Source organism: Gordonia jinghuaiqii (genome assembly GCF_014041935.1).
GTDB lineage: Bacteria > Actinomycetota > Actinomycetes > Mycobacteriales > Mycobacteriaceae > Gordonia > Gordonia jinghuaiqii.
The window spans coordinates 3,708,117-3,720,727 of sequence record NZ_CP059491.1 but is presented as its reverse complement, the minus strand read 5'-3'; the positions used below and the strand labels follow the sequence as shown (position 1 = coordinate 3,720,727).

General features: G+C 67.6%; 12 protein-coding genes and 1 other RNA gene. 3 read left to right on the top strand and 10 right to left on the bottom strand.

The window, feature by feature from the left end; genetic code table 11:
• The first annotated feature begins 10 nt into the window (after window positions 1–10).
• Window positions 11–574, top strand: a complete 564-nt coding sequence (locus H1R19_RS16685; protein ID WP_219849613.1) for a TetR/AcrR family transcriptional regulator — start codon at window positions 11–13, stop codon at window positions 572–574.
• Window positions 575–636: 62 nt separating this feature from the next.
• Window positions 637–1,010: a transfer-messenger RNA gene (ssrA, locus tag H1R19_RS16680) on the top strand.
• 63 nt (window positions 1,011–1,073) lie between these two features.
• On the opposite strand, the gene H1R19_RS16675 is transcribed toward ssrA, so the two are convergent.
• The 9 genes from H1R19_RS16675 to H1R19_RS16635 form a co-directional block, all read right to left on the bottom strand.
• Window positions 1,074–1,673, bottom strand: coding sequence for a hypothetical protein (locus H1R19_RS16675; protein ID WP_219849612.1), 600 nt, complete (start codon window positions 1,671–1,673; stop codon window positions 1,074–1,076).
• Between the two features lie 113 nt (window positions 1,674–1,786).
• Window positions 1,787–2,662: a metal ABC transporter permease gene (locus H1R19_RS16670; protein WP_219849611.1), complete on the bottom strand. Its 876-nt coding sequence runs from the start codon at window positions 2,660–2,662 to the stop codon at window positions 1,787–1,789.
• Window positions 2,662–3,438 (bottom strand): metal ABC transporter ATP-binding protein, encoded by a 777-nt coding sequence (locus H1R19_RS16665; RefSeq protein ID WP_219849610.1) that lies wholly within the window; start codon window positions 3,436–3,438, stop codon window positions 2,662–2,664. The genes H1R19_RS16670 and H1R19_RS16665 overlap by 1 nt, the downstream gene beginning before the upstream one ends.
• A complete protein-coding gene (locus tag H1R19_RS16660; RefSeq protein WP_188327418.1) occupies window positions 3,435–4,361 on the bottom strand; it encodes a metal ABC transporter substrate-binding protein in 927 nt (308 codons plus the stop codon). Before H1R19_RS16660 ends, H1R19_RS16665 begins: the two co-directional genes overlap by 4 nt.
• A gap of 57 nt (window positions 4,362–4,418) precedes the next feature.
• Window positions 4,419–6,113, bottom strand: a complete 1,695-nt coding sequence (locus H1R19_RS16655; protein ID WP_188327419.1) for an HNH endonuclease signature motif containing protein — start codon at window positions 6,111–6,113, stop codon at window positions 4,419–4,421.
• 56 nt (window positions 6,114–6,169) lie between these two features.
• Window positions 6,170–6,808: a class I SAM-dependent methyltransferase gene (locus H1R19_RS16650; RefSeq protein ID WP_244970736.1), complete on the bottom strand. Its 639-nt coding sequence runs from the start codon at window positions 6,806–6,808 to the stop codon at window positions 6,170–6,172.
• Window positions 6,805–7,941, bottom strand: a complete 1,137-nt coding sequence (locus tag H1R19_RS16645; RefSeq protein WP_219849609.1) for an ABC transporter permease — start codon at window positions 7,939–7,941, stop codon at window positions 6,805–6,807. Before H1R19_RS16645 ends, H1R19_RS16650 begins: the two co-directional genes overlap by 4 nt.
• Window positions 7,938–8,777 (bottom strand): ABC transporter ATP-binding protein, encoded by an 840-nt coding sequence (locus tag H1R19_RS16640; RefSeq protein ID WP_188327421.1) that lies wholly within the window; start codon window positions 8,775–8,777, stop codon window positions 7,938–7,940. The genes H1R19_RS16645 and H1R19_RS16640 overlap by 4 nt, the downstream gene beginning before the upstream one ends.
• Window positions 8,778–8,797: 20 nt before the next feature.
• Window positions 8,798–10,027, bottom strand: a complete 1,230-nt coding sequence (locus H1R19_RS16635; RefSeq protein WP_219849608.1) for a CaiB/BaiF CoA transferase family protein — start codon at window positions 10,025–10,027, stop codon at window positions 8,798–8,800.
• Between the two features lie 139 nt (window positions 10,028–10,166).
• Here H1R19_RS16635 and H1R19_RS16630 point away from each other — a divergent pair, with 139 nt between their 5' ends.
• Window positions 10,167–11,951 (top strand): long-chain-acyl-CoA synthetase, encoded by a 1,785-nt coding sequence (locus H1R19_RS16630; RefSeq protein WP_188327423.1) that lies wholly within the window; start codon window positions 10,167–10,169, stop codon window positions 11,949–11,951.
• Between the two features lie 28 nt (window positions 11,952–11,979).
• Here the strand turns inward: H1R19_RS16630 and H1R19_RS16625 are convergent, their stop codons facing one another.
• The gene (locus H1R19_RS16625) at window positions 11,980–12,600 is read right to left on the bottom strand and encodes an alpha/beta fold hydrolase (RefSeq protein ID WP_219849607.1); all 621 of its coding nucleotides are present in this window, start codon (window positions 12,598–12,600) and stop codon (window positions 11,980–11,982) included.
• Window positions 12,601–12,611 lie beyond the last annotated feature (11 nt).

Genomic DNA, 12,611 nt, shown 5'->3' with positions numbered 1-12,611 from the left:
GGAGTCACGGTTGGCCGCGGACAGTGGTGAGAGGATCGTGCGGTCCACGCTTGAGCTGTTGCGGACCCGAGGGCCCGCCAGCGTCACGATCGAGGCCGTTGCCGCACACTCCGGCGTCGCGCGGACCACGATCTATCGGCGATACAAGAACCGGGACGAGATGCTCACCGCGGCTCTGCGCGACGTCGGGACTCCAACCGCGCCGGCGGGCGACCTGTCCGGGGAGGACCGGCTCCGGTGGGTCGTACGACAGGCTGCGGCCATGGTCGTCGACGGCATCGGCTTCGGCGGCATGGCCGCACTGATCACCGACGCGGACCCGGCGTTCACCGAACTGTTCCGGAAGGTCCTGGTCGAGCACCGAGCGCGTCTGTCCGCAGTCCTGACCGAGGGCGCGGAGAGCGGGACTCTCGCGGCCGGCGTCGACCCAGAGACGCTGATCGACGCGATCGCCGGCGTGCTGGTGGCAGAGCGGGCGCGTACCGGCGCGGTCGCCGACGACTGGGAGGGCCGGGTCGTCGCGATGTTCGCGCCGATCGCGCTGGTGACCCGCTCCTCGCCGGAACCGGAATGAACTCCGCGATCGGAGTTGTTACACTGAACGTCTCGCTGACTTCGGTCGGCGGGAACCTCCTCGGGGCTGATCGGTTTCGACTACGTGCGTCGAGGTAGGGGAAGCGTGTCGGTGCAGGCTGGAGACCACCGTGAGCGTCGCAGCAACCAATTAAGCGCCGATTCCAATCAGCGCGACTACGCCCTCGCTGCCTAAGTAGCGCCGGCTAGTCTGTCGGCCCGGATTGTGTTCCCGAATCCGGATGCCGGCATCATCTCAGGGGACTCACCGTCTTCACCGGTCGCGGGTGAGGATGGAACATCAAACAGCGACTGGGATCGTCATCTCGGCTTGTTCGCGTGACCGAGAGATCCAAGTAGAGACATAGCGGACTGCACACGGAGAAGCCCTATCAACACGACGGAGGACCCGGGTTCAATTCCCGGCAGCTCCACGAGAGAAGCGCCCCACCTGTTCGCAGGTGGGGCGCTTTCTTGTCGTGGTCCTGCTGATGCGCTGGTCAGGACGCAGGGGTACCGGCCGGCTGGCCGTTGGGGGACCGGCCGTCGGTCTGGCCGTTGGGTGACTGGCCCTCGGGGGACTGCTCGTTCGGTGGCTGCTCGCTCGGTGACTGCGGGCGAGAATCCTGTGAATCGGTGTCGCCCCTCTCGCCGCCCATGCGGGGCCCGCCGGGTCCGTGTCCGTGCCCGTGTCCGGGCCCGCCCATGCCGGGTCCGCGCTCTCCGTCCATTCCGGGTCCGCCGGTGCCGGATCCGTTGTCGTCGCCCGGCTGTTGCCATACCACCGGGGTGGGTGACTGATCAGACGTCGTGTCGCCGGTGATGTAGCCGGCGCCGAACCCGATGGCCGCGGCGATCAGCGCTGTGCCGATGCCACCGGCGATCAGGGCGTTCGCGCTGGGCTTCTTCGATCGGTTCGCTTCGGTCACGACAGGCTGCGGCTGCGGCTGCGACGCCTGCGGCGGCTGCTGCTGCTCGGTGGGGCCCGGCGGGATGATGGGGGTCGTCTCGGCGGCCGCGGCATCGTCGTGCGGTGTCCGGGACTGGTCTACCTGGGGTGTGGCGCCCTCGGGCTCGGAGCCGTGCGGGGTGGTGCTCAAGACATGCTCTCCTTCATTCTTCGTCCGGGTGTGTCTCGGACGAGTAACTCCAGGGTGCTGTCGTCGCCTTTGGGGCCGCTTCCGGCTACCTGTCAATCAGCTGGGAATCCGCGTCAGCCGGCGACCGCGTCGGCGGCGGCACTCTCCCGATGCCTGCGGCGTTTGGTGATGACCCCGTGGGTGGGGCTGAACAGGTAGACGAGCAGGAACACGATGCCCTGCACGAGGACGACCATCCCGCCGGGGGAGGTGTCCTGGTAGTAGGAGACATAGAGGCCGATCACGCCACAAGCCGCCGACACAGCGGGTGCGATGAGCAGCATCCGACTGAAACGGTCGGTCAGCAGCTGGGCGGTCGCCCCGGGGATGATGAGCATCGCGACGACCAGCACGATGCCGACCACCTGCAGCGCGGTGACCGCGGTCAGCGCGAGCAGTGCCAGCAACGCAGCGCCCAGCAGCCGCGGGCTCATCCCGATGGCGAAGGAGTGCGTCGGGTCGAAGGCGTACAGGGTGAAGTCGCGTCGCTTGAGCAGCAACAGGATTGCGACGATCGCCCCGAGGATGGCGATCTGCACCAGATCCGACGTCGAGACCCCGAGCAGGTTGCCGAAGATGATGTGGTTGAGGTCGGTCTGGCTCGGCGTGACCGAGATCAGCACCAGGCCGAGCGCGAACAGTGTCGTGAACACGATCCCGATCGCGGCGTCCTCCTTGATGCGGCCGCCGTCACGGACAGCGCCGATCATGGCGACGGCGAGGAACCCGAAGATGACCGCGCCCACGGCGAACGGGGCGCCGACGATGTACGCGAGCACCACTCCGGGCAGCACTGCGTGCGAGACAGCGTCGCCCATGAGTGACCAGCCGATCAGGACGAGCCAGCACGACAGGAGCGCACAGACCACCGATGCGATCAGTGTCGCCCACAGGGCGCGCGTCATGAACGCGTACGCGAAGGGATCCAGGAGGATGTCGACGATGTTCATCAGGACGCCTCCTCCTGCGCGCGCAGGTCGGAACGGTCCAGTGGGTCGAGACCGAAGGCACGCACTAGGTTGTCGGTGGTGATCACGTCGGTCGGATCACCCTGGGCGATCACCCGGCGCATCAACAGGATCGCCTCGTCGGCCAGCTTGGGCAGAACCTGCAGATCGTGCGTCGACACCAGGATCGTCGTCCCGGCATCCGCCAGTTCGCGCAGCAGTGCGGTGATCGTGCCCTCGGTCCTCTTGTCGACGCCCGCGAACGGCTCGTCGAGCAGCAGGATCGACGCTTCCTGTGCGATGCCGCGGGCCACGAAGGCGCGCTTGCGTTGGCCACCGGAGAGTTGGCCGATCTGGCGGTCGGCGTAGTCGGTGAGTTCCACGCGGGCGAGGGCCTCGTCGACGGCGTCGTGGTCGGCGCGTCTGGCGCGTCGGGTGAACCCGAGGTGGCCGTATCGGCCGGTCATCACCACATCGCGTACCGAGATCGGGAACGTCCAGTCGATGTCCTCGGACTGTGGGACGTATCCGACGCTGCCGGCACGCCGCGCCGCGGCGGGGGTCCGCCCGCCGAGGCGAACCGAGCCGGTGGTCGGGGTCACCGAGCCGACGATCGTCTTGAACAGAGTCGACTTGCCCGAACCGTTCATGCCGACGAGCGCACACACCTGGCCGGTCGGGATCCGCACCGTGGCGTGGTCCAGCGCGAGGATGTGGCCGTAGCGGACCGTGACGTCCTCCACCTCGATTGCGTGGGCGGTACTCCCGGGTTCTGTCACGAGTTGCTCCCGTTCAGGCCGGACACGATGGTGTCGACGTCGTGGCGGATGAGGTCGAGGTAGGTGGGCACGGGACCGTCGGCCTCCGAGAGTGAGTCGACGTAGAGGGTCCCACCGAAACGGGCGTCGGTCGCATTGACGACCTGCTTCATCGGCGCGTCGGAGACCGTTGATTCACAGAAGACGGCCGGGACGTTGTTGGCGCGCACGAAGTCGATGACCGACGCGACCTGCTGCGGCGTCGCCTGCTGTTCGGCGTTGACCGGCCAGATGTAGCGCTCGGTGAGTCCGGCGTCGCGCGCGAGATAGGAGAACGCGCCTTCGCAGGTGACGAGAGCGCGCTCGTTGGGCGGCAACTGGTCGAGGGCGGTGGTCAGGTCGGTCTGGACCTGCTGGAGCTGCTTCTTGTATGCGAGACCGTTGGCCTCGAACACGGTGGCGCCGTCGGGATCGAGATCGCTGAAGGCCCGCACCATGTTGTCGACGTAGATCTGCACGTTGAGCGGGCTCATCCACGCATGTGGATTCGGTTTGCCCGCATAGGCGTCCGACGCGATGTCGATGGGCGTGACGCCGTCGCTCACGACGACGTGCGGAACGTCGAGACCTTCCACGAACTGGCCGAACCACGACTCGAGATTCAGGCCGTTGTCGATGACGAGTGACGCGGTCGCGGCACGCCGGATGTCACCGGGGGTGGGCTCGTATCCGTGGATCTCCGCGCCGGGCTTGGTGATCGACTCCACCTGCAGCCGGTCCCCGGCCACCTCGGATGCGATGTCGGCCAGCACGGTGAAGGTCGTGAGGACCACCTTCTCGTCGGGTAGCCGGCTGGACAGCGTGCAACCCGCCATGACCATGCTGACAACCACGGTCAACGACGCGATGAACGCGAGCCGGCGAGAGATGCGAGGCTTGGGCATACCGACACTATAGTTTCGGTGTCCCGAACTTTGCCAGACGGGGCGCGAGTCTGCAGGTCAGAAGGGTGGCGGATGTGCCTTGTTCCACCGGTCGACCTTGCGTCGATCGGTCTCGACCATGCCGGTTCGCATGGTTGCGAGATGGCTTCTCGCGGGGTGATCCGGAGGCTTCTGAGGCACGAGGTATCCGAACAGGTCACGCCCGTTGAAGGCATTGCCGAGGAAGGTGTGCCCGGTCGGGGACTGAAACCATGCCGCCATGTATTCGTCCTGATAGTCCCGCCACATCCCGAACGTCTTGATTCGATGGTGAAAACGGCACAGCGGCTTGAGGTTTCGGTCGGTGGTCTCGCCGCCCCGGCGAGGATCGGCGTGGTCGAACGGGAATGTGTGGTCGAGGTCGGTGGTCCACACCGGCTGGTTGCAGCCGGGGAACGTGCAGCAGAGTTCACCCGAGCGTGCCAGAGCCTGCAGTTTCCTGCTCGGCGCGTAACGATCGGCGACCCCGGTGTCGGCGGCGTCGGTGTGGTGGGCGAGCGTCGTGCCGCCGCCGATGAAAGAGCGTCGAGCATCGGCAAGAAGGCGACGCATGGAGTCCGCGTCGATGAGGCCGTGGCCGTCGAGCACGCCGGGATCGTCGTCGAGGCCGAGCAGCGTCGACAGGTTCACGACGATGTGGAACGTCGGCCGGGGTCCGCTGTGGTCGCAGGGGAGTGATTCGGCGGTGACGGCCGGCTCTTCGGTGCGGGTGGGTTCCTCGACAACCGCCGCTTCGGGTGCTTGTGGTGCGGGTGCTTGTGGTTCGGGTGCTTGTGGTGCGGGGGTTTCGGCCTGCACGTCGGCGTCGAGGTCGGTTGCTTCTGGTTCCGGCGCGCATTCCGGGCAATGGCAGGGCAGGGTTCGCGTGCCGGACGCCAGTGCGACCAACGAATCGGCGCGACGCTGAGGCATGGTGCGGGCATCGGTGGCGTGGACTCCCTTGGCCATCGCGGTCAGCTGCGCGTCGAGAGCGGCGGCGTCGGCGGCGGGCAGGCTGCCGGTGATGCGCGACTGGCCGGGCTGGAAGCGGTCCGGCCCGAGGGTGACCTTACGGTCGTCCGCGGCGCGTTCGCGTCGGCGGCGGACCGCATCGGGTGCGTGCTTCTGAACGATGCTGTCGACGAGCGCGGTGAACCGCGTCGTCGACATCGGCGGCCGCGCGAGAATGGCTTCGGCGAGATGGGCGTCGACCTTCACCATGGTGGCCTCGTCGACGAAGTCGGTGCGTTTGAGTGCGATCAGAAAGCGTCGCTGGTCGATGCGTCCGAGGGCGAGCGTGTTGCCCGTGAACAGGAGGCGGTATCGCAGTGCATCGCCGGTACGGATGAGCTCGCGGGCCTCGGCGGCGGTGATGGTGAGGGCCGCACCGAGTTCGGCGGTTGCCTGGTCGAATCCGTTCGGTCCGAACTCTGCGTACGGGTCGATCCCCGCGGCGACGTCGGCACTCTGACGATGGAGGGCCTCGGCCGATTCCGCTTCGCCGGTGTGGGTTTCGCTGCGGCGTAGGAGATACTCCTCCTCGCGGTCCTGGTGGAGCAGGCTGGCTGCGGTGAGCAACCGATACGCTGCCGCCGACGTGATCGACGCGCAATGGGTTGCGACGTCGATCAGTTCGGTCGCGGAGAGCTGGGCGTCGGCGACCGGCGCGGGCAGCACATACTCACCTTCGGGCGCGTTGCCCTCGGGGTTGGTGTCACCGGTCTCCGACTGCATGCGACAAACATACGTTCGACCACCGACAATCCCGCCGCAACCGCGATGACCTGCGCTTATAGGCGTACTGCGAGGAGGTGGAACTCCGGGAAGCGGTGGGCGTCGTCAGCGCATTTCACAGTGCGCCACTCCTCGTCGAAGCCTGCCGTCGCCAAGGCCGCGGACATGCGATCCGGGTGCCAGCGCCAACCGGGCGTGACAACGTGATCGAACTCGACGATCTCGTCCACATCGGTGGACTGGCCTGCCACCATGACGACGCCGCCCCGGGGCATACGGGCAGCCCAATCCGTCAACACCTCGGGTACCGAATCCGGCGGCACGTGAATGAGGCTGAAGCGGGCCACTATTGCGGCGACATGGGTGTCGGCCAGCTCCGGTGCGGTCAACCGGGCGTCGTCGAGGACGAAGCGGAGACCGGGGTGAGCTGACCGTGCGATCCGGACCATCTCCGTGCTCGGGTCGACGCCGATCGTATCGAGTCCGGCGGCCGTGAGTTCTGCTGTCACGTGTCCGGGGCCGCAACCCACGTCCAGAACCGCCCCGGCCGTCGTGCTGTCGTCGACGTGCTCGATGAACGCTCCGATGGCATGGCGTTGCAACGGATTCGAGAACGGCGCCGGGAAGGTCTCGGCATAGAGCTCGGCGAGGGCGTCGTAGCCGGGCTGAAACCCCAGCGCATCGGCTGCGCTCACGCGATGCGCACCCCGCGCGGCAGCTTGCCCGCGGGTATCCGCAGACGCCGCGCTGCGACAACGTAACCCAGGCCGCCGAGAACCAGGTAGATCGCGAGACCGATGTACCACGACGCGCCCATCGTCGAGGTCTCGTGGGCTGCTTCTCGGGCGCGGTGACTGTTCGGATCGGACTGGTCGGAGCCGAACGCCGAGATGCCCGCGCAGCTTCTCGGGCCGATGTAGGGCCCGGCGCGAACCGCTGACAACGTTCTCGAGATCTCCTCGGCCACACTGTCCGAGTATCTCCGGGGATTCTCGGGCGGGGTGGACACCGCATCGGCGACGATGAAGAACGGATTGGGGGCCAGGAGCCACCAGATCCGTTCGTGGTGGTGGAACTCCTGGTCCTTGCGGACCTCGTGACACTGCCAGGTGGGCGTAGTTGCCTGAGCGTCGGTGACCGTTGTCTCGGTGCGGATCACCGAATGGGTTTGCGCCACCGTGGGAAAGAGGAGTCCGAACAACACGGGCAGCCCGAGGATCAGGAAGAACACAGCCGACTGGGTGAGTACCGCGGATCCGGCCGGGCGTGCCGTCACGGCCGAGAATCCGAGTCCGATCCCCGAGTAGCAGGCGAACACGATCGCCAGCACCACGAGCCCGAGCAGGCCGCGGCCGATCGCCTCGGGTGCCTCGGGTGCCTCGACCAGGCCCCAGATCAGATAGGGCGCGGTGACCGCGACCAGGGCCATTCCGGCCACCCAGGCACCGATGAGCTTTCCCAGCGCGAGTTGCCAATTGGTGATCGCGGTGTCCTGGACGACTGCCAGGGTCGCATCCTTGCGGTCGCCGTTGACGGTGGTCGCGGCCAGGGTCGGCGCCACGATGATGCCGAGCAGCAGCAGGAATCCGAGCAGGAGCACATAGAGATTCGACGACCAGCCGTCGTAGGTTCCGCCGAAGGCCCCCACTGCGAGATACAACGACCCGAAGACCGCGAGCGAGGTGACGGCGAATGCCGCACCGAGGGTGGCCTTCCACCGGGTGGTTCGTAGCCGTTGTCGCAGTTCCAGTTCGACGATGACCCCGACCATCCGCCACCACGCGGAACCTGTCGTGCGACGAGATGCCGTCTCGTGTCGGGCGGTCATCGGCGCACCGGGTCGAGTGCGAGGTAGGCATCCTCGATGCCGGTGGAGATCGGCGCGAATTCGCTGACGGCGGCCCCGGAGGACACCAGCTCGGCCAGATGTCTTGCGGCGGCGCCCTCGTCGTCGAAGCGGGCTTCCTGAGCCTGCGCCGGGGCCTGCCCGACGAACCGGATGCGCCAGACGCCTCCGACGGCGGGGGCCGGCAGCCGTGTGCGGCCGTCGGTCATGAGGACGACGTCGTCGACCATCTCGTCGAGTTCGGACAGGATGTGTGACGAGACCAGGATGGCGCACCCGTCGTCGGCGAGTCGTCGGAGCTGTTCGCGCAGGTCCATTCTCGACCGCGGGTCCATCCCGGAGGCAGGCTCGTCGAGCAGCAGGATGCGGGGACGGTGCACCAGCGCGCGTGCGAACCCGAGGCGCTGCTTCTGGCCTCGCGACAGCTCGTGCGCGGGCCGATCCGCGAACTCGGTCAGATGGACGAGCTCGAGGAGTTCGTCGGCGCGCTGCCGGGCCGGTGCGGTGCGGATGCCGTACAGCTTGGCGAAGGTCGTCAGGATCTCGTGCGCCGTGAGGCTCTCCCACGTGCCGAAGATGTCGGGCATCCAGCCGGTGAGCCGACGCATGTCGGCCGGTTCGACCGGCGCGTCGTCGATGACGATCGTCCCGCTGTCCGGGGCCAGTAGCCCCGCGAGCAGCAGGAGCAGGGTCGTCTTGCCCGCACCGTTGGGGCCGACGAGGCCTGCTATCCGTCCGGATGTGAGCTCGAGGCTCGCGTCGGCGACGGCTGTGTGCCGACCGAAGGCGCGCGTGAGTCCGCTTGCGACCATTGACATCCCACGACTGTAGCCGAGGTTCAGATGATGCCGTCCGTGCGCAACGCGGAGATCTCGTCGGCAGACAGGCCCAGCAGCTCGCCGTAGACGGCGTCGTTGTCGCATCCCGGGGCGGGTGGCCCGGCGTTGCGGATGCCGCCGGGGGTCTCGCTGAACCGGGGGACCACACCGGGGCCCAGCACGGTGCGCTCGGCGCGCTCGTCGTAGTGTTCGGCGATCATCCCGCGTGCCTGCAGATGCGGGTCGGCGACCACTTCGGCGACCGTGTTCACCGGTCCCACGACAACACCCGCCGCACTGAGTACCTCGGTGAGCTTGTCGGGGGAGTACTGCTGCGACCACTCGCCGATCAGCTCGTCGAGCTCGTCCTGGTTGCGCCCGCGTGCCGCGTGGTCGGCGAAGCGTTCGTCGGTCGCGAGTTCGGGCTGCCCCATCGCCGCACACAGCCGGGCGAAGACGGAGTCCTGGTTGGCCGCGATGATGACGTGGGTGCCCTCGCTGGTGGGGTAGAGGTTCGACGGCGCGATGCCGTCGAGCCGGGTGCCCGACGGGCCACGGACCACCCCGCCCGCGTCGTAGTCGGCGATCGCCGATTCCTGCACGGCGACACAGGATTCGATCAGCGAGGTGTCGACGACCTGGCCCTTGCCGGTCACCGAACGCCGATAGAGCGCGGCGAGCGCGCCCTGCGCGGCGAACATGCCGGCGAGGGTGTCGCCGAGCGAGAGCGCAAGCCGCGGCGGCAGCTGTCCGGGGTAACCGTTGAGGTACCGCAGGCCGCTCGCCGCCTCGGCGACCGAGGCGTAACCGGCGCGCGCCGAATCCGGCCCGTCCTGGCCGTATCCGGAGACGCGCACGACGACGATCCCCGGGTTACGCGCCGACAGCACGTCGGGGCCGATGCCCAGACGCTCGAGGGTTCCGGGCCGGAAGTTCTCGACGATCACGTCGGCGCGGTCGGCCAGCGCGAGGAACAGCTCACGACCGCGATCGGACCGGAGATCGAGGGTGACCGCCTTCTTGTTGCGCCCGTGGACCGTCCAGTAGAAGCGATGACCGTCGACCTCGGCCTGCCCCCAGGTGCGGATGGGGTCGGGCTTGCCCGGCGGCTCGATCTTGATGACATCGGCGCCCATGTCGCCCAGCAGGCGCGCCGCATGCGGTCCCGCGATGAGCGTGCCCAGCTCGAGGACGGTGACGCCGTCCAGAGGCCCGGCCGGGTGCGTCGCATCATCAGAAGTGTCGGTCATCAGGACAGTGTGGCCGGTCACAGGTCCCTGGCCAAGCACCAGGACCCCGTAACTTGGAACAATATGGCCCACTCGTGTCATTGAGGCCGATCTCCGGCTATGGTGTGTGTCGTCGAACACAGAGCGGGGAGGCCGGGACATGGTTGATCAGGCGTCGGGTACGGGACTGTTGCCGGACATCCGGCTGTCCGACATGGTGTCGGGGGTCGCGTCGTTGCGTCGTGACGCCGGGACGATACTGCGGGCACTCCCGGAGATGCTGCCCAAGCCGCCGACCGCGAAGATGTCCATCGGCAAGCGGTTCCAGCAGAGCGTGGACAAGTACCCCGACCGGGATTTCCTGCGGTTCGAGGGCGTGTCGATCACCTATCGCGAGGCCAATGCCCGCGCGAATCGGCTCGCGGACTTCCTCACCCGAGAGGGGATCGGTCGCGGCGACGTGGTGGCCGTGTTGTCCCGCAACCACCCCGACGTCGTCGTCACGATGCTCGCGATCGTCAAGATCGGGGCCATCTGCGGGATGCTCAACTTCAACCAGCGCGGCGCCGTCCTCGAACACAGTCTCGGGCTCATCGACGCCAAAGCGGTGCTCTACCAAGAGGATCTGCTCGAAGCGCTCGAGTCGGTGCCGGACGAGTGCCGTCCTGCCAAGGAGTTCACCTTCGACGATCTCGCCACGCTCACCGCGCGCTGCTCGCCACTGAACCGCCCGGTCACCGAGTCGATCGAGGTCGGTTCCACCGCGATCTACATCTTCACCTCGGGCACGACCGGATATCCCAAGGCCAGCAGGATGAGTCACTACCGGTGGCTGGTGGCGATGAACGGCATCGGCGGGCTCGGCATCCGGCTCCGCAGCGACGACGTCATGTACACAGCGCTGCCGTTCTACCACAACAACGCGCTGACGATCTCGGTCTCGTCGGTGCTCAATGTGGGTGCCTGCCTGGCCATCGGCAAACAGTTCTCGGCGTCGAGGTTCTTCGACGAGCTCATCGAGAACGACGCCACCGCCTTCAGCTACATCGGTGAGCTGTGCCGGTATCTGCTCGCTCAGCCGCCGAAGCCGAGCGACCGGCGCCACCGCGTCCGCCTCGCCGTCGGCAACGGCCTGCGCCCGGAGATCTGGGATGCGTTCACCGAACGTTTCGGCATCGAGCGCATCGTCGAGCTGTACGCCGCGAGCGAGGCGAACATCGGTTTCATCAACATCTTCGGGATGTCGAAGACCGCGGGCTTCTCGCCTCTGCCGTACACGATCGTCGAATACGACGAGGAGACCGGCGAACCCCTGCGCGGGCCCGACGGCCGAGTGAAGCCGGTCGGCAAGGGTGGCACCGGACTGCTTCTGGCGCAGATCAATTCGCGAGTGCCCTTCGACGGTTACACCGACCCGAAGGCCACCGAGAAGAAGATCGTCCGTGACGCGAAGCGCAAGGGCGACAAGTGGTTCAACAGCGGTGACGTGGTCCGCGATCAGGGCTTCTCGCACATCGGTTTCGTCGACCGCATCGGGGACACGTTCCGCTGGAAGGGTGAGAACGTCGCCACCACCGAGGTGGAGGCCGTCCTCGACGCCCATCCCGGCGTCGAGGAAGCCGTCGTGTTCGGTGTGCCGGTGCCCGGCGTCGACGGCAAGGCGGGCATGGCCGCCATCAGCCTCGAGGGGAACGCGGTGTTCGACGCCGACGGACTCGCCGGGCACGTGCGGAAAGGGTTGCCGGCGTACGCGGTGCCGATGTTCGTGCGCCTCGTGCCGCAGATCGAGCACACGTCGACCTTCAAGAACATGCGTACGGAACTGCGCAAGCAGGGTTACGCCGAGACCGGCGACGACCCGCTCTACGTGCTCTCGGGCGACACCTACGTCGAGTTCTATCCCGGATTCATCGACGAGCTGTCGGGAGCCAGGACCAAGGCCTGAGAGATCGCGGGCCTGACCGGCCGGGGGCTCATGCCGCGCGCAGCGCCGACAGTCGTTCGCCGACGAAGTCGAGTGCACTGCGCTGCCAGACGCCGACGTGATCGAGCATCGCGTGGCCTCCGCTCGGAACGGGGACGAACTCGGCGTCGACGCCCCGGGCGCGCAGTTCCTCGATGCCCTTGCGGGTGCGCGTGGCGAAGGTGCGCTCGTCGGCGTCGCCGTGCACCGCGACCACCCGTGCGCCCGAATGGATCGAACGCCAGTCGGCGAACTGCCACCACGGGGCGAGGGCGAGGACGCCGACGACCCGGCGGTCGGCGGCGAGACGGGCGGCGACACGCCCGCCCATCGAGTGTCCGATCGCGACGACGGGCACACCGGGGTGGCGTCGGCACATGTCGTCGAGCGCGGCCTGCGCGGGCGGCATGGGGCTGTTCTCGTCGCCGTTCCAGCCGAAGACCCGATAGCCGACCTGGTGCACCCGGACCGAACGTCCGAACCTCAGACGCAGCGACCAGGTGAACGGGTACATGCGCAGGGCCGACGGCTGCCACGGAGTGAACGGCTCGCGGCTGTTGTCGGTGCCACCGGGCAGGACGAGGACGATCAGGCGGGGGGAGCGCCGCCCGATCGAGCCGGGGATCAGCATGTGTGGAAGGC

Excerpts from the sequence above, each read along its gene's own strand:
- H1R19_RS16625 (WP_219849607.1), bottom strand. The coding sequence starts at position 12,600 with ATGCTGATCCCCGGCTCGATCGGGCGGCGCTCCCCCCGCCTGATCGTC.
- H1R19_RS16635 (WP_219849608.1), bottom strand. The coding sequence starts at position 10,027 with ATGACCGACACTTCTGATGATGCGACGCACCCGGCCGGGCCTCTGGAC.
- H1R19_RS16660 (WP_188327418.1), bottom strand. The coding sequence starts at position 4,361 with ATGCCCAAGCCTCGCATCTCTCGCCGGCTCGCGTTCATCGCGTCGTTG.
- H1R19_RS16645 (WP_219849609.1), bottom strand. The coding sequence starts at position 7,941 with ATGACCGCCCGACACGAGACGGCATCTCGTCGCACGACAGGTTCCGCG.
- H1R19_RS16670 (WP_219849611.1), bottom strand. The coding sequence starts at position 2,662 with ATGAACATCGTCGACATCCTCCTGGATCCCTTCGCGTACGCGTTCATG.
- H1R19_RS16640 (WP_188327421.1), bottom strand. The coding sequence starts at position 8,777 with ATGTCAATGGTCGCAAGCGGACTCACGCGCGCCTTCGGTCGGCACACA.
- H1R19_RS16630 (WP_188327423.1), top strand. The coding sequence starts at position 10,167 with ATGGTTGATCAGGCGTCGGGTACGGGACTGTTGCCGGACATCCGGCTG.
- H1R19_RS16655 (WP_188327419.1), bottom strand. The coding sequence starts at position 6,113 with ATGCAGTCGGAGACCGGTGACACCAACCCCGAGGGCAACGCGCCCGAA.